The 22273-nt window shown below is 59.2% G+C and carries 15 protein-coding genes; 13 read left to right on the forward strand and 2 right to left on the reverse strand.

Annotated elements, in window-relative coordinates:
- Positions 1-454: 454 nt before the first annotated feature.
- Positions 455-3310 (reverse strand): FAD-binding and (Fe-S)-binding domain-containing protein, encoded by a 2856-nt coding sequence (locus tag IB277_RS36315; RefSeq protein ID WP_246812908.1) that lies wholly within the window; start codon positions 3308-3310, stop codon positions 455-457.
- Between the two features lie 323 nt (positions 3311-3633).
- On the opposite strand from IB277_RS36315, the gene IB277_RS36320 reads away from it, so the two are divergent.
- From IB277_RS36320 to IB277_RS36345, 6 genes are all read left to right on the forward strand, one after another.
- Positions 3634-4830: an alanine--glyoxylate aminotransferase family protein gene (locus tag IB277_RS36320; protein WP_192373174.1), complete on the forward strand. Its 1197-nt coding sequence runs from the start codon at positions 3634-3636 to the stop codon at positions 4828-4830.
- Positions 4831-4912: 82 nt separating this feature from the next.
- Positions 4913-5692: a 2-keto-4-pentenoate hydratase gene (locus tag IB277_RS36325; RefSeq protein WP_192373176.1), complete on the forward strand. Its 780-nt coding sequence runs from the start codon at positions 4913-4915 to the stop codon at positions 5690-5692.
- Between the two features lie 13 nt (positions 5693-5705).
- Entirely contained in the window at positions 5706-7871 is a 2166-nt protein-coding gene (locus IB277_RS36330) for a phosphate acyltransferase (RefSeq protein ID WP_192373178.1), read from the forward strand.
- Between the two features lie 44 nt (positions 7872-7915).
- Entirely contained in the window at positions 7916-9691 is a 1776-nt protein-coding gene (gene gcl, locus IB277_RS36335) for a glyoxylate carboligase (protein WP_192373180.1), read from the forward strand.
- Positions 9692-9751: 60 nt separating this feature from the next.
- A complete protein-coding gene (locus IB277_RS36340; protein ID WP_256436371.1) occupies positions 9752-10663 on the forward strand; it encodes a 2-hydroxy-3-oxopropionate reductase in 912 nt (303 codons plus the stop codon).
- Positions 10664-10759: 96 nt separating this feature from the next.
- Positions 10760-11866 carry a glycine hydroxymethyltransferase gene (locus IB277_RS36345; RefSeq protein ID WP_246812909.1) on the forward strand — a complete coding sequence of 369 codons (1107 nt, stop codon included), beginning with the start codon at positions 10760-10762 and terminating at the stop codon, positions 11864-11866.
- Positions 11867-11941: 75 nt separating this feature from the next.
- On the opposite strand, the gene IB277_RS36350 is transcribed toward IB277_RS36345, so the two are convergent.
- Entirely contained in the window at positions 11942-12715 is a 774-nt protein-coding gene (locus IB277_RS36350) for a type 1 glutamine amidotransferase domain-containing protein (protein WP_192373185.1), read from the reverse strand.
- Positions 12716-12895: 180 nt separating this feature from the next.
- Here IB277_RS36350 and IB277_RS36355 point away from each other — a divergent pair, with 180 nt between their 5' ends.
- From IB277_RS36355 to IB277_RS36385, 7 genes are all read left to right on the forward strand, one after another.
- The gene (locus IB277_RS36355) at positions 12896-13807 is read left to right on the forward strand and encodes a LysR family transcriptional regulator (RefSeq protein WP_192373187.1); all 912 of its coding nucleotides are present in this window, start codon (positions 12896-12898) and stop codon (positions 13805-13807) included.
- Between the two features lie 417 nt (positions 13808-14224).
- Positions 14225-15190, forward strand: a complete 966-nt coding sequence (locus tag IB277_RS36360) for an arginase family protein (protein ID WP_210339723.1) — start codon at positions 14225-14227, stop codon at positions 15188-15190.
- 109 nt (positions 15191-15299) lie between these two features.
- Positions 15300-15761, forward strand: a complete 462-nt coding sequence (locus tag IB277_RS36365) for a MaoC family dehydratase (RefSeq protein WP_192373189.1) — start codon at positions 15300-15302, stop codon at positions 15759-15761.
- Positions 15762-16228: 467 nt separating this feature from the next.
- Positions 16229-17791, forward strand: a complete 1563-nt coding sequence (locus tag IB277_RS36370) for a long-chain-fatty-acid--CoA ligase (protein ID WP_192373191.1) — start codon at positions 16229-16231, stop codon at positions 17789-17791.
- Positions 17792-18410: 619 nt separating this feature from the next.
- On the forward strand, positions 18411-19520 hold the full coding sequence (locus tag IB277_RS36375) for an ABC transporter permease (RefSeq protein ID WP_192373193.1): 1110 nt from the start codon (positions 18411-18413) through the stop codon (positions 19518-19520).
- An 11-nt stretch (positions 19521-19531) separates the two neighbouring features.
- Positions 19532-20398 carry an ABC transporter permease gene (locus tag IB277_RS36380; RefSeq protein WP_192373195.1) on the forward strand — a complete coding sequence of 289 codons (867 nt, stop codon included), beginning with the start codon at positions 19532-19534 and terminating at the stop codon, positions 20396-20398.
- A gap of 2 nt (positions 20399-20400) precedes the next feature.
- Positions 20401-22239 carry an ABC transporter ATP-binding protein gene (locus tag IB277_RS36385; protein ID WP_192373197.1) on the forward strand — a complete coding sequence of 613 codons (1839 nt, stop codon included), beginning with the start codon at positions 20401-20403 and terminating at the stop codon, positions 22237-22239.
- Positions 22240-22273 lie beyond the last annotated feature (34 nt).

The raw sequence follows: 22273 nt of genomic DNA on the forward strand, positions 1-22273 counted from the left end.
ACGGTGCACTGGTCACCGTTCAGGTGCTGTCAATACTGGTCAAAACCTGTTCGGATGAGTGCATTCGAATTCACCGCGGCGACGGCAAATCTGGCAGGAGCCAAGAATGGCGACTATTCGATTTCTCCGAAGCTGGCAGGTGAAAAACCGATATCGGCCAAGCAAGCAGAAAGGAGCAAGGCTGCAGAAAGCCCACACACAGCAAGCTGCAGCTTAGAACGCGCTGGCCGAAGCTCCAGTCCTCGGCGACATGGCGGACCTTATTGGGAACAAGCGCGGTGAAAAATCGATGATCGAACGGGGCCTGCGTGGCCATCGTCATAGTCTATTCGCCTTCGAGCAACAGATCATGTCGCCGGGCGAGATACCCATCGCAAATCGCAATGAGGACGTTGAAGCCCGGGATGACATTGTCGATGCCAACCCGGGCGTCACTCTTGCAGGCAGGCCCTCGTCAGTTGGCTTCCTTCAGTGCCATATCCAAAACGCGGGCGACATGGACCGCTTCGCGGTCGCTGCCGTCGTGGATCTGGTGGCGGCAGCTGGTACCGTCGGCCACGATGACATCGTCGGGCTCAGCCTTGCGAACGGCGGGCAGCAAAGAGAGTTCGGCCATCGCCAGTGACGTGTCGATCGTGCTTGCGCCATAGCCGAAAGCGCCCGACATGCCGCAACAACTCGACTCTATCATGCGCACGTCGAGGTCGGGGACGGCCCTCAATACGCTCTCGACCGCCCCCATCGCGCCGAAGGCCTTTTGATGGCAGTGGCCGTGAACGTGGGCGATGCGGCCGCTCTGGTTTTCCACGGGTAAGGTGACAAGGCCCTTGGCAAGGTCAGAGGCCAATGCCTCCTCAAAGAGAAACGACGCCTTGGACAGGGCTTCGATCTTCTCCTTAGGCAGAAGTACAGTCATCTCGTCGCGGAAGGTGAAAATGCAGGACGGTTCAAGGCCGAGCACGCGCGCGCCGCGGGCAACGAAGGGTTCCAGCGCCGTCACCGTGCGCAGCGCCTCGTTGCGGGCCTCGTCGACCTGTCCGGAGGAAAGATAGGTGCGCCCGCAGCAAAGTGGCCGGCCTTTGTCCGGTGTCGCGACTTTATGGAGGCGGTAGCCTGCAGCTTTCAACACGCGCTCGGCAGCTTCCAGGTTCTCGCGCTCGAAATAGCGGTTGAACGTGTCTCCGAACAGCACAATGTCGCGCCCGTCGCCGACGACATCTTCAGGGGTTGCCGTCTCGCCCGTCTCTCGCCAGGGTCTACGCCATTTCGGCAAGGTGCGTCGCGCGCTGAAGCCGAGCAGCTTTTCCGACAGTTTGGCAAGGCCCGGGATCTGGTCTCTAAGGTTCATGAGAAAGGAAAGGCGCGCCGCCAGTGGAGCATAGCGCGGTATGTGCGCAATCAGCTTCTCCTTCAACGGCAGGCCGTGGCGCTCATGATAGTGGTGCAGGAACTCGATCTTCATGCGCGCCATGTCGACCCCGGTCGGGCAATCACGTTTGCAGCCCTTGCAGGACACGCACAGGTCCATGGTCTCCTTCATCTCGGGCGAGGTGAGCGCGTCACGGCCAAGTTGTCCTGAAATGGCGAGCCTCAGAGTGTTTGCCCGCCCGCGCGTCAAGTGCTGCTCTTCCTTCGTCACCCTGTAGGAGGGGCACATCGTTCCGGCATTCATCTTGCGACAGGTGCCGTTGTTGTTGCACATCTCGATCGCACCGCCGAAGGATCCCCATTCGCTCCAGTCGAGGGCCGCGCGCTTCGGCTGTGAGGTCTCGTAGCCGGGCTGGAAACGCATCAGGCTGCGGTCGTCCATCTTCAAGGGACGCACGATCTTGCCGGAATTGAGCCGGTTGCCGGGGTCGAAGCCGTCTTTCACCGCCTCGAAGGCACGGGCAAGCTTCGATCCGAACATCGGCTCATTGAATTCGGAACGGGAGATGCCGTCGCCGTGTTCGCCGGAATAGGAGCCCTTGTACTTGCGCACCAACTCTGCAGTTTCCTCCGCGATCGCGCGCATTTTGCGAACGCCGTCCTCGGTTTTGATGTTGAGGATCGGGCGAACATGCAGACAGCCGACCGAGGCGTGGGCATACCAGGTGCCGCGTGTACCGTGTTTGGAAAAGACGTCCGTTACGGCATCGGTGTAGTCAGCGAGGTGCTCGAGCGGCACGGCGCAGTCTTCGATGAAGGAGATCCGCTTACCGTCGCCCTTCATCGACATCATGATGTTGAGGCAAGCCTCTCGCACTTCCCAGACGGGCTTTTGACGTGCGGGCTCCAGCACCTCGACCACCGCATTGCGGAAACCGTACTCGTCCATGCATTCGTCGAGCCGCTTGAGGTCGGCCTTAAGCACGTCGAGCTCGTCGCCGGCAAACTCCACCAGGAGAAGGCAGTTCGGTTGGCCGCGGGTGATGTCGCCGAGCGTGCGCTTGAAGAGCGGGATATCGGCGCCGAGCACCAGCACGTTGTGGTCCACAAGTTCGACCGCGACCGGGCCGAGAGCGACGACATGCTGGGTCGTTTCCATCGCCGAGCGGAAATCGGGGAAATGGCAAACGCCCATGACCCTGTGCTTGGGCAACGTCGACAGTTTCAGCGTCACGCCGGTCGTCAGCGCCAATGTGCCTTCCGAGCCGACCAGCAGGTGCGACAGGTTCGGGTTGGCGGGCAGGAGCTCGTCGAGATTGTAGCCGCCGACCCGGCGCTGCACCTTCGGGAAAATCGCATCGATATCCTCCCGCAAGGTACCTGCCATTGCAACGAGCCGCGTCATCAGATCACGGGCCCGCAGCGAGGCATTGTTGCCGATGCTGTCGGCGCCAAGCGTAACCGCCTCGCCGTCATGGAACATCGCATCGATCGACAGAACATTCTCGACGGTCTTGCCATAGCGCAAGGATCGGGCGCCGGAGGAATTGTTGCCGGTCATGCCGCCGATCGTACAGCGGCTCGCCGTCGACGGTTCCACGGGGAAGAACAGGTTGTTGGCCTTGACCCGATTGTTAAGCGCTTCCAGCACGATACCGGGCGCTACGGTGATGGTGCGGGCCTCGGGGTCATAGTGCCTGATCCCGTTGAAATGACGGCTCATGTCGAGGATCAGGCCCTCGCCGATCGGCTGGCCGTTCTGCGACGTTCCACCGCCGCGGGCGATGACGGGTACGCCGTGTTCGGCGGCAATCTGAAGGCTAGCCGCGATATCGGCCTCGTTCTTGGGAAAGACCACGCCTTCGGGGAAAATCTGGTAGATCGAAGCGTCCGTGGCGTATCGTCCACGGGTGAAGAGGTCGAAGCGAACCTCACCTACCAGAGCCTTGGCGAGTTAGCGCTCGAGCGCAATGTTACGGTGCGCGGCCGGGGCTTTCCTTGCCGGGAGAGAGATGCTGACGTTGGTGTTCATGGGGCTCTCGCTTCTGAGGGATTTTTGGGCGCCGCCCGGTCTGGCCGGGCGGCGGTTCCTTATCAGGCCGCCGGCGACGTTCCGGCGGGGGAGTGCTTGAGCTTGGCGAGAAGATCCGAAAGGGGACCCCACAGCAACAACACGAAGGCGAAGACAACGAGCGTCGAAACCATGAATGCAAAAACTTGATGGAAGGATCGAAAGGCCCGATCCAGCATCAGGAGGAGTGCACAATGACCACTGGTCGCCATTTTCTACAGATCCCCGGACCGAGTCCGGTTCCCGAGCGCGTACTGCGCGCCATGGACATGCCAGTCATCGACCATCGCGGTCCGGAGTTCGCAAAGCTCGGCCGCGAGGTGCTGGACGGTTGCAAGGCCGTATTCCAGACGTCGGGCCCGGTCATCATCTATCCCTCCTCGGGCACCGGCGCTTGGGAATCGGCGATCGTCAATACGCTGTCGTCGGGCGACAAGGTGCTTATGAGCGAGACCGGCCATTTCGCCACGCTCTGGCACCAGATGGCCCTGCGTTGGGGCATCAAGCCGGAATTCCTGTCGGGCGACTGGCGCCGCGGTGTTGACCCGGATGCAATCTGCGCCCGCCTTGTGGAGGACAAGGGACATGAGATCAAAGCCGTCATGGTCGTGCACAACGAGACCTCGACGGGCGTCACCAGCCGGATCGCGGAAATCCGCAAGGCTATCGACAAGGCAGGCCATCCTGCGCTGCTTCTCGTAGACACCATCTCCTCGCTCGGTTCGGCCTACTACAGGCATGAAGAGTGGGGCGTCGACGTCACGGTCAGTTGCTCCCAGAAGGGGTTGATGCTGCCACCGGGCCTCGGTTTCACCGCCGTGTCGGAAAAGGCACTTGCAGCCTCGCGAACGAACAATCTTCCGCGCTCCTACTGGGACTGGCACGAGATGCTGAAGCCGAATGCCAGCGGCTTCTTCCCTTACACGCCTGCGACAAACCTGCTTTACGGCCTGCGCGAGGCGATCAACATGATGCTCGAGGAAGGCCTTGAGAATGTCTTTGCCCGCCACAATCGCCTTGCCGCCGCAACGCGCGCGGCGGTCAATGCCTGGGGCCTTGAAATCCTCTGCCAGGAACCGCGCGAATACTCCCCTGTTCTGACGGCCGTCGTGATGCCTGACGGCCATGACGCCGACGCGTTCCGCAAGGTCGTGCTGGAAAACTACAACATGTCGCTCGGGGCAGGTCTCACCAAGCTAGCCGGCCGTGTTTTCCGCATCGGCCATCTTGGCGAATGCAACGAACTGACCCTGCTTGGGGCAATTTCAGGCGTCGAAATGGGTCTGGAGCTGTGTGGCGTACCACACAAAAAGGGCGGTCTCGACGCGGCAATGCGTTCACTCACCGGCAACGGCGAGGCGGCGCAGTCGCCGGAGCGCGCTGTCGCGTGATCGCGATCAAGGATGCGGGGTTACCCCCCCCCGCATCCACCGGCTAGCCGGACGCGCATCATAAAAACGGGAGGAGAAACCAATGGGAAAGAGCAATACGGCGCGGGTCGCAAGACAGGCCAATCTTGCCGAAGCGCTTATATCTGCGGCGGCGAACGGTGAGGCAGTTCAGGTGGGCGCCGCCAGCGAACCTGCCACGACTGACGAAGCCTATCGGGTGCAGAGCGCTTTCAGTGCGGGATTCGGCAAGACCATCGGCTGGAAGGTGGGACGCAAATCACCGGAGGTTGCGCCATCCTGTGCGCCGCTGTTCAGATCGAGGACCTACCAGAGCGGCGCAAGCATCGCCACTGACGCATTCCGGCTTTGGAGGCTTGAGACGGAGATTGCTTTCCGCGTTGCCCGCGACCTGCCGGCCCGCAGCCAGGCGTATAGCCGCTCCGAAACGGCGGCTGCGCTCGGCGAGATGCTGGTTTGCTTCGAAGTCGTAGACAGCCGTTTTGCGCAATGGCCGGAGATTTCACCCCTTTTGAGCCTGGCAGACCTCATGTCGCACGGCGGCATGGTGCTGGGGGACACCATACCCTTCGACCCGTCATTCGACTTCATGGGCGCCAAGGTCGGCATCCGCATTGGCGAGGAAGATGAAGTGGAGGGGATGGGCAACCCCGCCGGCGACCCCATCGATCTCATCGCCTGGCTTGCGGAAAAACGCGGCCTTAAGGCCGGCGACCTCGTTACCACGGGATCCTACACCGGCATGAATGCTCTTTTGCCCGGAACGACGGCAACGGGCACCGTTGTGGGCATCGGTTCGGTCAGCGCGCGCCGCAATGGCGATGCCGCGGCCGATCAATCGTAAAGGCTGCACAAGGATGGACAAAGATATCATCGATAGGGCGCTTGCCTACCATCGCTCCGGCCGCCCGGGGAAGATTGCGGTCATGCCGATCAAGCCGATGGATAACCGCGACGATCTTTCGCTCGCCTATTCGCCGGGCGTCGCCGCGCCCTGCCTTTCTATCGCCAAAGACGCTGCTCTGGCGGCTGACTTCACCAGCCGCTCCAACCTGGTTGCCGTCATCTCCAACGGTACGGCGGTGCTCGGTCTTGGTAACATCGGTGCGCTTGCATCAAAACCGGTGATGGAGGGCAAGGCCTGCCTCTTCAAGAAGTTTGCAGACGTCGACGTTTTCGATCTCGAGATCGACGAAACAGATCCGCAAATGTTGGTGAAGATTATCACGCGTCTTGAACCGACCTTCGGCGGGATCAATCTCGAAGACATCAAGGCACCGGAATGCTTCGTCATCGAGCGATTGCTGCGCGAGCGCATGACCATCCCGGTCTTCCACGATGATCAGCACGGTACCGCGATCGTCGCCGCCGCCGGAGTGCTGAACGCGCTCGAATTGGTTGGCAAGCCGATCGGCGCGGTCAAACTCGTCTGCTCGGGCGCCGGCGCCGCCGCTACCGCTTGCCTCGATATCCTCGTGACACTCGGACTTGATCCATTGAAAGTCTGGGTCACTGACAGCAAAGGCGTCATTCATTCCGGTCGCGACGGAACGATGGACGAGCATAAACGGCGCTACGCCAAGCCGACAGATGCCCGCTCACTTGGCGATATCATTGCGGACGCGGATATCTTCCTCGGTCTTTCGACGGGTGGCGTGCTCACAACCGACATGGTTGCCACGATGGCGGAGCGACCGATCATCTTTGCCATGGCCAATCCGGAGCCGGAAATCCGGCCGGAACATGCACGTCAGGTCCGGCCGGATTGCATCATCGGCACAGGGCGTAGCGACTATCCGAACCAGGTCAACAACGTTCTGTGCTTCCCGTTCATCTTCCGCGGGGCGCTCGATGTAGGCGCGACAACGATCAACGAGGAAATGAAGGTCGCAGCAACGCTCGCCATTGCGTCACTCGCAAAGGAAAGTCCGAGTGACGTTGTTGCGCGTGCATACGAGGGGACATTGCGGGGCTTCGGACCGGATTACCTTCTTCCGAGCGCCTTTGATCCGCGCCTCCTCACGGTTGTTGCACCTGCCGTCGCCGAGGCGGCAGTGCTGACCGGCGTTGCGACCCGTCCGATCGCAGACTTCGACGCTTACCGAGCGTCGCTTCAGGCATTTGTCTACCGTTCGGCGGCCGTAATGCAGCCGATCTTCAAGGCCGTGCGCACCGAGCGGCGCGAGGACCGCAAGCGTCTGCTTTTTACGTCTACTTCCGACGCGCGCATCCTGCGCGCGATCGAGATGGTCGTCGAGCAGGGCTTTGCCAGGCCTGTTTTGGCCGGGCAACGCGATGCGATCGTCAACGCGATCGGCAAGGCCTCAGTAAGGCTCAAGGAAGGACGCGACTACGAGATCGTGACGGGAAACCCTTTGGCGCTGCTGCGCAGCGGCGATGTCGACGGGCTCCTAGCAGGTGGCGACCACAGTTTCGCCGAGGAATTTCGCGCTTTGAATGGAGCGTCCCTTGGAGAAGGGCCACTCGCGGCCATGAACGTCGTCGTCATCAACGGTCAAGCAGTATTCCTTTGCGACACCTACCTGAACGAGGAGCCCTCGGCGGACGAACTCAGACAATTCGCCTCTCTGGCCGCGGGCGAAATCCGCCGCTTCGGACTAGAGCCCGTGGCGGCATTTCTCTCCCATACCCCCGGTAGCGGACTTCCCGGACGTTCGACGATTAAGATGCGGACCGCCATTGATCTCTTCCGCAAGCGTCATCCACAGTTGCGCGCGGTGTGCGAAGAGGATGCCGGGTCGGTCCTTTCGGCTGTCGCAGGAGGGGACGTCACCTCGGGCGCAAACCTGCTTCTTCTGGCCAATCTGGACGCAGCCAACATTGCGCTCGGTCTTTTAAAGAGCGCGGCGGGCAACCGCGTAACTGTCGGCCCTTTGCTCCTGGGCACACGCAGCCCGGTTAATATCATCACATCATCCACGTCTGAGCGCGGCATCGTCAACATTGCCGCCGTCACGGCGCTGCGGGCGGCAATGCCGGCGGATCTGGACCGCGTCGCTTGAGTGACGTGGTCGCCCAAGTCTCGTTTCGAACGAAAGGGAAAAACATGGCACGCATGAAAGCAGTCGAGGCCGCAGTCCTCGTCATGGAACGCGAGAATGTCACCGAAGCGTTCGGGGTTCCGGGCGCGGCAATCAATCCGCTCTATGCCGCCCTCAAGCCGCGCAACATCATCAAGCACACCCTTGCCCGGCACGTGGAAGGCGCCTCCCACATGGCCGAAGGTTACACGCGTGCCGCCCCTGGGAACATCGGCGTATGCATCGGCACGTCCGGGCCGGCTGGCACAGACATGATCACTGGCCTCTATTCTGCATCAGCCGATTCCATTCCGATCCTTTGTATTACGGGCCAAGCGCCCCGAGCGCGCATGCACAAGGAGGACTTCCAGGCAGTGGATATCGAGGCGATTGCCAAGCCCGTGACGAAATGGGCGGTAACGGTGCGTGAGCCAGGTCTCGTGCCCTATGTCTTCCAGCAGGCATTCCACATCATGCGCTCGGGCCGTCCGGGTCCGGTGTTAATCGATCTTCCGATCGACGTGCAGATGGAGGAGATAGAGTTCGATATCGAAGCTTATGAACCGCTGCCGGTCTACAGGCCGCGCGCGACGCTCGCTCAGGTCGAAAAGGCGTTGCAGATGCTGTCGGAGGCCGAGCGTCCCGTTATCGTCGCCGGCGGCGGTATCGTCAATGCCGATGCCTCGGACCTTCTCGTCGAATTCGCCGAAACTCTCGGGATACCCGTCATTCCGACGCTCATGGCCTGGGGCACGATCCCGGATGACCATCCGCTGATGGCAGGTATGTGCGGCCTGCAGACGTCGCATCGCTATGGCAATGCCACGCTGCTCGCCTCGGATTTCGTTCTCGGCATTGGTAATCGCTGGGCCAACCGTCATACGGGTTCCGTCGAGACCTACACGAAGGGGCGCAAGTTCGTTCATGTCGACATTGAGCCGACCCAGATCGGCCGTGTCTTCATGCCGGACTACGGCATCGTCTCAGATGCCGGCGCGGCGCTCGAAAGCTTCGTCGCGATCGCGACGGACTGGAAAGCGTCTGGCAGGTTCGCCGACTATACCGCGTGGGCTGCTGAATGCCGCCAGCGGCGTGACACGATGCATCGGCGCACACATTACGATGACATCCCGATCAAGCCGCAACGCGTCTACGAAGAGATGAATCGAGCCTTCGGCCGGGATGTCACCTATGTCAGCACGATCGGCCTGTCCCAGATCGCTGCGGCGCAGTTCCTTAAAGTCTATAAGCCTCGCGGCTGGATTAATTGTGGACAAGCCGGTCCCCTCGGCTGGACCATACCGGCCGCGATTGGTGTGCGCATCGCCAATCCCGATACCCCGTTGGTCGCTATTTCCGGGGACTACGACTTCCAGTTCCTTATCGAGGAACTGGCTGTGGGCGCGCAGTTCAACATTCCTTATCTCCACGTGCTGGTAAACAACTCTTATCTCGGGCTCATCCGGCAGGCCCAGCGAAACTTCGACATGGACTACTGCGTGCAGTTGTCCTTCGACAACATCAACGCCCCGCACATGCAAGGCTACGGGGTCGACCATGTGCGGGTGGTCGAGGGGCTCGGCTGCAAGGCGTTGCGCGTGACGGACCCCAACGATCTCGCCGCCGCCTTCGCGACAGCCGACGAGTTGATGAAGACCCATCGCGTTCCGGTCGTCATCGAAGTGATGCTCGAGAAGGTCACAAACATAGCGATGGGCACCGAGATCGACCGGATAAACGAATTCGAGGATCTCGCGATTACGGCGGAAGATGCGCCGACCTCAATGATGGTGCTTGACTAACTGGAAAAGCCACACCACGCACCGCGGACGGACTGGGCAAGGTAAGCCCGACTTCGCCGGTTGCAAACGGAAAGGAAGCGACAGCGGATGAAGATCGGATTCATAGGTCTCGGTATCATGGGGTCTCCGATGGCGGAGCACCTCATCAGGGCAGGCCACACGCTATTCCTCAACACGCGAAGCAAGGTCCCGTCGGCGCTTGTCGAAGCAGGCGGTTCGGCTTGCGCAACGCCGGCTGAGGTCGCCACCAAGGCGGATATTATCATTCTGATGGTTCCGGATACGCCTGACGTTGAAAAGGTTCTCTTCGGTTCGGATGGTGTTGCCTCTGGCCTCTCGGCGGGCCAAATCGTCGTCGATATGAGTTCGATCTCTCCTGTCGAGACCAAGCAATTTGCGAGCAAGATAAACGCCCTTGGCGCGTATTACCTTGATGCGCCAGTCTCGGGCGGTGAGGTGGGAGCGAAGGCTGCAAGCCTTTCCATCATGGTCGGCGGCCCAGAAGACGTGTTCGAAAGCATCAGACCAGTTCTTGAGCTGATGGGTAAGAACATCACACTGGTAGGCCCCAGCGGTGCCGGTCAGACAGCCAAAGTCGCTAATCAGATCATCGTTGCCCTGACGATCGAAGCGGTTGCAGAGGGTCTGTTGTTTGCCTCCAAATCGGGCGCTGATCCCGCTAAGGTGCGGCAGGCCCTGATGGGCGGGCTTGCCACTTCGCGGATCCTCGAGGTTCACGGCGAGCGCATGATCAAGCGTGCTTTCGATCCGGGCTTTCGCGTCGCCCTCCATCAGAAAGACTTAAACCTTGCCTTGGCAAGCGCGCGGACCATCGGGGTCGCCCTGCCGAGTACAGCCACGGCCCAACAATTGTTCAGTGTGTGCGTCGCAAATGGCGGAGCAAATTGGGACCACTCCGGTATCGTACGCGCCCTGGAATTAATGGCAGCCCACTCGGTCACGCCCGAATGAAACGGAGATGCCCGACTAATCCAGGGAGCGGCGAACATGCGGATGTGTGACGAGTTGGAGCTGCTCTCACATGCGGCCGGGCGCCGCCGGCAATTGATGGAAGATCGGGTCCTGCTTTACGCAGGTGCCAATCTTCCGTCGGAGGAAGCGATTGCGGCCTATGCACCCGGTTTGAGTGCGTATCCCGCCATGGGGCCGAGCTATTTTAAAGAACAGCCGGAAACCGACCTTGTCTCGCGCCTTGAAGAAGCCGTCAGCGCAGCGGCCTGTTCGCTTTTTGGAGCCGAGTGGGCTGAGCCGCGTCTGCCGAGTTGCACGATCGCCAACCTTGCAGCCTATCACGCATTCACCAAGCCCGGGGAACTGTTGCTGGCGCCAGCAGCAGACCATGGAGGGCACTTCAGCCAGCGAAGCGGAGGGACACCAGAGCTCGCCGGCCTGGCCGTAGAGGATCTGCCTTTCGACACGAAACGTTGCCGCCTCGACGCGGCTGCGGCCGCAAACATGATCCGTTTCCGCAAACCAGCACTCATCATGCTGGGCCGCTCCGTGATGATAAAGCCCGACGACGTTTCGCCCGTTGTCGAGGCGGCCAGGTCGGTCGGAGCAAAGACGATCTTTGACGCCTCCCATGTGGCCGGATTGATCGCAGGGGGGCAGTATCCCAACCCCTTGTCTTTCGGCGTCGATGTCCTGACCTTCTCGACTTACAAGACCTTACCCGGCCGCCCGCATGCCCTCACCGTAGGGCGCGACGTCGCGGACGCATGGCGCCTTGCCGAGATTATCGAGGGCAAGCTGCTTGCAAACTATGACGCTGGCAAACTTCCGTCGCTCCTGGTGACGCTGCGGGAGGTGCGCGAAGACGGGTTGCGGTATGCGCGGCATATCGTCGAAACCGCGCGTGTTTTGAAGCGAGCCCTGGTGCGTGAAGGCGTCGAGGTTCTTGCAGCAGGCGACGCGGAACTGGGCACGCACCAAATCCTGATCCCCTTGGCAGCCCAAATTGCCGATGGAGACGTGATGGCAGCGCTTGAAAAGCACTCGATACTCGCCGGCATTTGTTCAGATCCGTCGATGCCGGAACGCAGAGCGCTCAGGATCGGTACGCAGTTTGTTGCCCGCCAGGGGTATGATGCCGAAGCGCTACGAAGTACCGCCAGAAGTTTGGCCAAGGCATTGGCATCCTGCGCACCGAGCTGACTCACTGGTCGCTACCGATTATTTCCGTCGCGGTAATTTCGATAGCTGCGATGTCGCGAGCGGCACGTCACCCGCTCACTGTGTCCTGCTTTCCAAGGCCGCGACGATTGCTTCTGCAAATTCTTTTGCCGATGCCGGGTTTTGGCCCGTGATCAAGCGTCCATCCACCACGACACGGCTTTGGAAGACTGGGGCTTCCTCAAACCTTGCCCCGGAATTCTTAAGCGCGGCCTCAAGTTCGAAAGGTACGATCTTGTCGTAGTTTCGCGCCGCCTCTTCCTCGGCCGTGAAGCCGGTCAGATGCCGGTCCTTGATCAGGCTCTCGCCATTGCTCAGCTTTACATTAATGAGGCCGGCCGGACCGTGGCAAACGGCACTGACGATACCGTTTGTCTCGTAGATCTTTCTGACGATGTCCTGAAGTTCGCTGTTGTTGACGAAGTCCCACATCGGACCGTGGCCACCAACGAGTTGGACAGCGGCGTATTGCGATGTGTCCACTTCAGAAAGCTTGATCGAGTTGGCAATCTTATTCCGGTGCTCCGGATTGGTCCAGAAATTGAGCGTTGCGGGATCCTTGAGGTCGAAACCGTCAAATGGCGACAGGCCGCCTTTCGGGCTTGCGATGTCAAAATCCAACCCCGCCTCGTCAAAAACCTCGACCGGGTGCGTAAGTTCGGGGAACCAGTAGCCGCCTACGAGGTCCGGTGCCTTCTTGTCGAGGCTTGAGACAACAATCAGGATCTTCTTTTTCGCATTCTCAGCGTCTTGCGCAAACGACTGCGCAGGAAGAGCGGCAAACGCAGCGATACCAACACACAGTCCAGCGACATGCTTCAAGAGGGACATGCTTTATCCTTTTGGATGGTTACGACATACAAGATATCGCCGGTCCGGAGACGGCAAATAAGCCACCTGCTGCTAAATGGATTGTTTAGAAAATCGGTTCAATCAGCTTGCATTCAGCCTAGGAATTTCCTTATTCTTGCGCGACCGAGGGCGGACCTTTCCGGAAGCGAGAACGAATTTATGGCCCGCCACGATGCATTCGACGGTCTTTCTGAGTTCCTGGCGATTGCAAAACACCAGAGCATCCGGAAGGCTGCCGTGGAGCTGGGCCTGACACCCGGAGCAATCAGCCAAGCCTTGCAGAGACTTGAACGGCGCCTGGCGACGCCCCTGTTTCATCGCACCACGCGCAGAATATCTTTAACGGAGGCTGGTCAAACGCTTCTGGCAAAGATCGGGCCTGCGGCAGGCTTGATTGAGACCAGCCTTGAGGAAACCTTGCAGTCGACGAGCGAGCCCTCTGGCACGCTGCGGCTCATCGTGGAGCGCCTGGCCTTACCCCACGTGATTGAGCCAATCTTGCCGGCGTTCCGAGAAGCCTGGCCGCTCGTCAAAGTGGATGTTACGGTCAGCAACCGGCATGACGATTTCATATCGCGTGGCTACGATGCGGGCATATTGATCGGTTCTTACATCGCGCAGGATATGGTCGCGATAAGGATCTCACCCCCATTTAAATGGGCCGTGTTCGGTCCGCCTGCCTACTTCAGAAAGTTTGGCAGGCCTGCGTCGCCTCAAGACCTCACAGACCATCTTTGTGTTCGCTTTCGCCGACCGGAGAAGGGTGACATTTATCGATGGGAGTTCGTTGAAAAGGGTCAAACGGTTCGAATAGAACCCAATGGGCCGATCACGGTGAATGATGGTGAGCTCCTGCGCAAAATCGCCGTACAGGGCCTCGGCCTAATCTACTCCTCGACCTTTCATACATCGCGTGAACTTTCCGCCGGGTTTCTGGAGCCAGCCTTGCTGGATTGCTCGCCCGGTGAAGACGGGCTTTTCCTCTACTTTACCCGGTCGGCGCAAAGCCAGCCAAAGTTGCGCGCCTTCATAGAGCTTTGTTCGAAGCTGCGCCGCACCCAAGCGAGCTGACTCGACAGATGCGTTCGCGCGTTTCGCATCCTTCCGTCCGTCAAGCCTCTCGGGTCGTGTCCTATGACTGCTTTCTTGCTCGCCGGGCAACGGTTAGTTTTTCGGGATAAGCCTAGGTCGGAAAGATACCGAGAACGCCGTCTTGTCGGCATGCAGGGTTCGCGGTGGGGCCGCTCTTTGCTTTTAATTGCCGAGCAAGGGCCCCAGCTTTTGCGACCTATGCCGAGGAGGGACGACCGGCGACGCTGCTTTGCATCGAACAACGCGAAGCACACATCGCATTTCACCGTTGGTTCAGGACGCTTCGCTCAGACTACGCTGTCCTCTTGGGAAGGAACCTACGACGAGCGACCGACCTGCGTGGGTTGATGGAACCGGTTTCCGGTCTGTTCGATAAATTGAAGGAGGACAAGCGAAATGGGTCAAGAAACAACGGAGCCCCAGGCGCACCCCAATGGCGATGAGCGGCTGACATTCTTGGATGTTCGGCATGTTTCGGACATCTCGAACCTGGATGCGGATGTCGTTGTTATGGGCATTCCATGCGCCACGCCGTATCTTCACATTCCCGAGTACGGACGCGCCAATCTCTCAGGGCCGCGGGCCATACGACGCGCAACGTCCATGTTTGCTCAGTCGCACGACCGAATTGACTGGGACGTTGCCGATACGATGTTCTCTGGGTCGCGGGATCGGGTCGTCGACATTGGCGATCTGGACGTATCCTTCGAAAAAGCCGCAGAAAATCGAGCTCTCATCAAATCGACCACGGAAGCAATCGTAAGGCAGGGAGCGGTTCCGGTTGTGTTGGGTGGCGAAGACTCCATACCCATCCCGGTCGTACAGGGGCTGGCCGGCCTTGAAGATGTGACAATCTTGCAGGTCGACGGACATATGGACTGGCGCGACGAAGTGAACGGTGAACGGTTCGGGCTTTCGAGCGGCATGCGCCGGGCGTCGGAGCTACCCTTTGTCAAGAGTATCGTGCAGGTCGGGATGCGCGGGCCTAGCTCGGGTGGCCCCAAGGAAGTGGCCGACGCCAGGGCATGGGGGGTCAAGTTTTTCACGGGCGAAGAGATCCATGATCACGGTGTCGATCCCGTGATCGACAGCATCCGCGAGGGTGCAAATGTCCACATCAATTTCGATCTTGATAGTCTGGACCCTTCGATCATGCCGGCTGTTTGGGTGCCCACACCTGGCGGGCTGAGTTACTGGCAGGCGTCCAAGCTGATCCGGGGAGTGGCAAGGAAAGCAAAGATCGTCAGCTTTGCGATGGTCGAATTTGTCGAAGATCGGGACATCACCGGTACGGCAGCGATTACTGCGTCCCGCTTGGCGACCACCGCCATCGGAGAAATCCTGCGTAGTCGCAAAGGGTGACTGAGCGTTCCGCTGTATATCGAGGAGTTGGCCACCGGGCTCCCTTTTTCAAACGCCTTGTCGGTCACGGTCGGAAGTTCGCGTTGCCAAAAATGACAGGAGATCACGGATGCGTAAACGTGAATGGTCGCCGCTTCAATTAACAGAAGCCATCGGCACCAATCTCGGAGTGTCGGACTGGATCGTCGTCGATCAATCGCGCATTGACGAGTTTGCGCGCGTGACCTTGGATGACCAGTTCATCCATACGGATCCCGTCAAGGCGCGAACCTCAGCCTTCGGAGGTACTGTGGCACACGGATTTCTCACCCTCTCCCTGATGTCTGACATGTCGTATCAAGTCGTGCCCGGCGTGCGCGGGCGGACGACGGAAATCAACTACGGGTTCTCGTACATACGTTTTCTTTCTCCGGTCCGTTCGGGCAGTCGAATTCGGGGACGCTTTCTACTGAAGGGCTTCACGGAGCGCAAACCTGCCCATTGGCTTGCGACGATTGAAATATCGGTTGAGATCGAGAACGAACGCAAGCCGGCGCTGGTTGCTGAATGGCTTTGCATGTCGGTCGTATAGAGCCCCTCGATCAAAGGTCACCTCGGGGAAGCAAGGTCGGCTCGCTCGGCCGACAGAGTTCTGTGGAGGGTCGCGGCCAAGCAGTCGAGCTCAAGCCATCACTTCCCCCTTACCTGGACCAGGCGATTTTGAGGATGGCGATCTCTGGTTCAGCTTTTTCCAATACTTCTATCCATCAACTGGCCCTAGCCTCACCGGAGGATCCGCCCGCCATAACTGGAGAGAAGGGTCATGTGGAACCTGCGCACAGCTCTGCGCAGCGCACTCAATTGTGGTGGGAATCTAGTGAATTTAGTCAACGAATGGGAGTGGAACAGGCGATGGCGAGGGGAACAGGCTCTGACGGCGCGCTGGCGCCGACCCGGCACCCTCGACTGCCCCCATCTCCAATTCGGCATCTCATCCATGGCTGATAGCTCGCCTTCAAGCAGCGCGAAGCTCATCCGAGACGATTATGGAGTAGCAACATGAATGTCGCACATCTTCTGGTTCGGTCGGCAACGCGCTATCCGGATCGACCTCTATGGGTGCTGAAGGATGGTGTGATCACCTATGCTGAAGGCCGCCGACGCATCGATCGGATCGCAACCTCCTTGCTAGCGGAGGGAAAGCAACATGATCGTGTCGCAATCCTTACAACCAACCGCTTTGAGGGGATGGAGATTTATCTAGCCGCTATGCACGCCGGCATGGCCTCGGTGCCGATGAATCCCAAGCTGCACGCACGAGAATATGCCCACATCCTGGCGGACTCTGGAGCAAGCGCGCTCGTATACTCCAGCGAGTTTGTCGACGTGGTTGAAGAGATTGCCACCGTCGTGCCGCTGCCAGACAAGGTGTTTTGCATCGGCGACATGAATGCCAGCAATCGCGGGCGGCCCTACGCAAGCCTTTTGGAGGGAGAACGCGTAGGTGCGCCGGACATCGACATCGATCCCGACGATCTCGCGTGGCTGTTCTACACCTCGGGCACGACGGGTCGCCCCAAGGGGGCGATGGAAACCCATCGAAATCTTCTGACGATGGTGCAGTCCTTCCTGACGAGCGGGTTCGGCGATGCCAACGAAACTGACGTGATGCTTCATCTCGCACCGATATCGCACGGCACTACGAGCGTGGGTCTCGTGTATCTGGCGCGCGGCGGCGCTCAGGCCTTTCCGCTCTCCAAGTCGTTCGAACCCGAGAAGGTATTTGAAGCAATCGATCGGTTTGGCGTCACCGCCACGATGATGGCTCCAACGATGGTACAGATGTTGAGCCGCAGCGATGCAGTGTCGAAGTATGACGTGTCGAGCCTGCGTACGGTCATCTACGGCGGTGCGCCGATGCACAAGGCTGTCCTTGACGAAGCGATGCAGAAGTTCGGTCCGATTTTCTTACAGGGCTTCGGACAGGGTGAAGCCGCGGCGAGTTGCGCCATTCTCAACAAGGACGATCACATCTGCGGTGATGATCCGGTTCGCATTGCCAGGCTCTCTTCCGTGGGCCGTGAACCCGTCGGAGTTATGCTGCGCATCCTTGATGAAGAAGGTCGCCCTGTGGCACCCGGCGTTCCCGGCGAAATTTGTGTCCGCGGTGACCTGGTGATGAAGGGGTATTGGAACAATCCCGAGGGAACCAGGGCGACGATGCATGGAAAGTGGCTGAGGACCGGCGACGTAGGATACGTTGACGATGGTGGGTACTTGTTCCTGACGGACCGGGTCAAGGACATGATAATTAGCGGTGGCTCCAACATCTATCCTCGTGAAATTGAGGAGGTGTTGTTTTCGCATCCGGAAATCGCAGAAGTCTCGGTGATCGGGGTGCCGGACGAAAAGTGGGGAGAAGCTGTATTGGCCGTGGCCGTGCGACGAGAGGGCTCGAGCATCACCAGCGAGGAATTGATCGAGTTCACGCGCCAGCACATAGCCTCGTTCAAGAAGCCGAAAGCTGTGGTGTTCGTCGATAGCCTCCCCAAAAGCGCCTATGGAAAGGTTCTGAAACGCGAGCTGCGCGAGCGTTTCTCCTCTACTGCGATCACTTCGTGATTGGCCAAACTTGAGCAGGGAGGCCCGCGACGAGATTGCCGCCAAACTGGCGATTGCGCAGTCTCGTCGGCGGAAGACGTGCCCGGCGATTACCGAGGTACTCCGGGCCAGAGGGGCGAGGGCGACCAAAGGCACTCTGGATGGTCTGAGTTTTCCGATACATGCTTCACATCTTGCAGATGCTCAACGCGACTTACGACTGCTTTAATCTCGAGAACGAACAATTCTAAGGGGAATGAACATGAAAAATGGCGCCGGGATGCGAGAACATTCGACGACATCCACTGCCACAGCGTCGACGTCGTCCATAGTGGAATGTCACGTCGGCGAGGGCCGTAGCGATGCGACCGCTCACGGGCCTGATCTGAACTTCTCGATCGTCGGATGAACCGGGTTCCTTAGTGGAAGGCAATCCTACTAGGGCTGACTGCGTCAGTGCTGCGGTAGTTTTTCGCGAAGAAACAGCATGCGGCGTTGGACAGGAATGCGCGAGGTTCCCCAAACTGCATCGTGCGTCACGCCTGGATATGCATGACACTTCGCCCGATGTTTTCGGAACGATGTCGCGGATCTCAACGACGCACCTACTGCGATCCTGCCGTGATGAGGGGAGTTCAGATTGCTGCACGAAAACGCTGATGGCATGGTTGAAACGGCATCGCGAAATGCGCGACGATCAGTAGCGAATGCATCAACGGAGCGAGATACCATGTCAGATGGGGATCACGCCGCGACAACGCCCATTCTCAAAAGTAATCGAGGCGCCGGCAAACGTGTCGCGTTCCGGATTGTCGTTCGAATTTCGGCGAACCTGGCGACGCTCGCGATCATCTCCTTCCTCGTTTTTGTTGTAATGAGTTTCAAGACACCTGAAGATGTTGCTCGAAGCGTTCTCGGGCGCGAGGTCTCCCATGAACAGCTTGATGCGTTCATCGAGAAGCACCAACTCAACGCACCGTTGGTGGAGCGGTATGCAGTTTGGGCGGCAGGAGCCGTCGGCGGCAACTTCGGCGAATCACTTTTGACGGGGCGCCCCGTCTCTAAGGAAATCCGTACGCGGTTGTCGCGAACGGTGCTTCTGGCTGCCATCGGAGGGACACTGGGTGTCGCAATGGGTGTCTTTATCGGAGTTCTGCAGGCCAGACGCTTCGGCTCGAAGTTCGACGTGGCAATCACGGGTGCCAATCTTGGCGTAGCCGCAGTACCTGAATTCCTTGTCGCGATGCTCCTCTATCTCGTCTTCGTCATTTGGCTCAAGTGGTTCCCCACGCAATCGGGCCTCGCATTCTCGTTCGGAGGATTGTGGGACAAGGCACTGACTTTGATCCTGCCGGCCGCCACCGTGGCGCTTCTGGTTATGCCGCATGTCGCCAGGCTTACACGCGCGACGACGGTGGAAGCTTTGTCCGCACCCTGCGTAGACGCAGCGCGCCTTCGTGGACTGGATCGGCGGACGGTTGTCTGGGATTACGCGTTCCGCAATTCTGCCGTGCCGGTCGTCAGCGCCATCGGCTTGGCGATGACATATGCGGTTTCCGGCCTGGTAACGGTTGAGGTCGTGTTCGGTTTCCCGGGAATCGGCTCCCTGCTTATTCAAACACTGGGCAGCGGCGACGTTCTCGTAAGCCAGGGCATCATCCTTGTTTTCGCAGTCATTATCATATCGATCAACTTGTTGGTCGATATCGCGACATTCTGGCTAAATCCACGCATTCGCTTTACCGAGTAGGGACCAGTCTCATGATGCTGAGAAGTCTTGCTAGCGGCCCGACGCCTTTGAGTTCACTTCGTTTGCTCTTGCGCACATTCGAAGCGAAGCTTGGTCTGGGATTGGTTTTTGCGGTCCTGCTGATCATTCTTGTAGGGCCGCTTGTGGCTCCATATCCGCCCACCGCCGTGAACGTGACGACGGCCAATTCGGGCCCGACCGCCGGGCACCTGCTTGGCGGAGACCATCTGGGGCGTGACGTATTGAGCAGGTTTCTCCTCGGCGGGAAGAACATCATCATCATTCCGTTTCTGTCCGTGACATTTGCATATGTAGCGGCGGCTCTGGTGGCGATCATATCGACATACAAGGGCGGCATCGCCGATGTTATCTTTGGTCGCGCGATTGAAATATTGCAGACGCTGCCCGGTATCTTCGTCACTCTGCTGATGGTCGCGACGTTCGGACCCTCGACCACGGTTTTGGTCTTTGCGATCGCCATTGCGAGCTTTCCGGGTGCCGCGCGTATCGTGCGTGGAGCAGTCTTGAGCCAATTGGGGTTGGACTACATTTACGCGGCTGAAGCTCGCGGCGAGAATGTTGTGACCATCGCCATCCGTGAGATCTTCCCCAACATCGTGGACACCATTCTTGCAGATTTCACGCTGCGAATAACCTGGGCGATCCTCGGGCTATCCACCTTGAGCTTTCTCGGACTTGGCGCACAGCCACCGCATCCTGATTGGGGGCTTATGGTTCAGGAGGGCCGGGGCTTCCTGCAATCGGCCCCGCTTGTTCTGATTGCGCCCGCGGTTGCCCTGGCTTCCCTGTCAATTGGCCTTTGTCTTATCGGCGACGCCTTGTCTCGGCTCCAGTCCGGACAGATAGGTAGATATTGACCATGCAAGACAACCTCAAAACCACCACGGGCGCAGCGCTCACGGTCAGAGACCTTTCTGTTCGATATCCTGGGCGAGAGGACAAACCCTACACGATCTGGGGGGTCAGCTTCGACCTGCATCCAGGAACAATCACCGGTCTCATCGGAGAATCGGGATGCGGCAAATCCACCGCCGGTATCGCGGCGATCGGCTACAAGCGGGGCAGCGAAACGGTCAGCGGGCAATCGCTTTTGGGCGAAATCAACCTGCTGGATTCCAAATCGATCTCCCAGGAAAACCCGTGGGGACGGAAGATCTGCTATGTGTCACAATCCGCCGCTTTGGCTCTAAGTCCTGCCCTGACGGTCGGTCGTCAGTTGTCGCAACCTCTGACGAAGCATCTCGGGCTAACCGGCAAGGACCTGCAGACGCGTATGGTGGAATTGTTGCAAATGGTGAGGCTGACCGAGCCGGAACGGGCGTTGCGACGGTATCCGTTTCAGTTCAGCGGCGGCCAACAACAGCGCATCGCTCTTGCCATCGCGTTGTCCTGCCAACCGGAGGTCCTCATACTCGATGAGCCGACGACAGGACTGGACGTGACGACCCAAGCACAAATCTCTGACCTCATTCAAGGAATCGTGGATCAGACCAGAGTCGCGGTTTTGTACGTCAGCCATGACCTCGCGCTGCTGAGCAATCTGGCGGACAACTTGATGGTCATGTATGCGGGGCAGATCGTCGAGCAGGGCCCTACCGCGGCCGTCATTGGCAAGCCATTGCATCCCTACACCAAAAATTTGCTCGGCTTAAGCCCCAGGATCGATGATCCCCGGCTACTTCCGGGCATTCCCGGTGCTCCACCTCAAGGCGTGATCCTCAACAGATGCGCCTTTGAACCACGCTGCGTCTACAGCGACGAGCGATGCAGAAACGGAAGCGTGCCGCTCACCACGTTGCTTGGAGAGGAGGTTAGATGCGTCCGGGCTGCGGAACTTCAAAACATGCTTCCCGAGCGCACGTTCCTGAATGCTGCGCCCTCGCTCAAGACCGATAGGCTGCTTGCGGCCAGAAATCTCGGCTTGCAATATCCCGGAGTGCCCTTTGCATCAGTTTCGGATGTCTACATAACAATATCGCAAGGCCAGAGAATAGGCATTGTCGGCGAAAGTGGGAGCGGAAAGTCCTCCGTGCTCAAGATAATAGCCGGTTTGCGCGCTCCTACGATGGGTGACGTCCAATTCGAGGGCAAAGCGCTTGATAAGTTCGCGCGATCGCGACCTCGTTCCATATGCGCGGCCATCCAGTTGATCTTCCAGAACCCGGACCAATCGCTTAACCCACACCACACCATCCGTTCTTTGCTCCGGCGCTCCTTGACGTTGTTCAGGCCGGAACTGGAACGCGCAAGGTACGACGCTGCTATCGAGGAAATGCTGGAGAAGGTTCGGCTTCCGGCGCATCTGTTGGACCGCCTTCCTCGCGATCTCTCCGGCGGACAGAGGCAGCGTGTTGCCATTGCGAGGGCGTTTCTCGCGAAACCGAAACTCCTGCTATGTGACGAGATTACCTCCGCATTGGACGTTTCCGTTCAAGCGGCGGTGCTTCAACTGATTGCCGAGCTCTCAGTCGAGACGGCGGTCGCTATCATTTTCGTCAGTCATGATCTCGCAGTTGTTCGTACGCTGGCCGAACACGTCATCGTTATGCAAAATGGACGCATCGTGGAGCAGAACTCGGCCACCGAACTCTTTGAACACCCTGCGGAAGGATATACGCGCGAGCTTCTCGCCGCGATCCCTTCCTTGCGTGCGGGTTCGGAGCTGACAACGCCGACGGGCAGCGCGCCGAACGCATGAGCAACCTCTGACGTTTTCAAAGAAGGTCGAAGAG

It is taken from the genome of Ensifer sp. ENS07 (assembly GCF_014852185.1).
In the GTDB taxonomy this organism is placed as follows: domain Bacteria; phylum Pseudomonadota; class Alphaproteobacteria; order Rhizobiales; family Rhizobiaceae; genus Ensifer; species Ensifer adhaerens.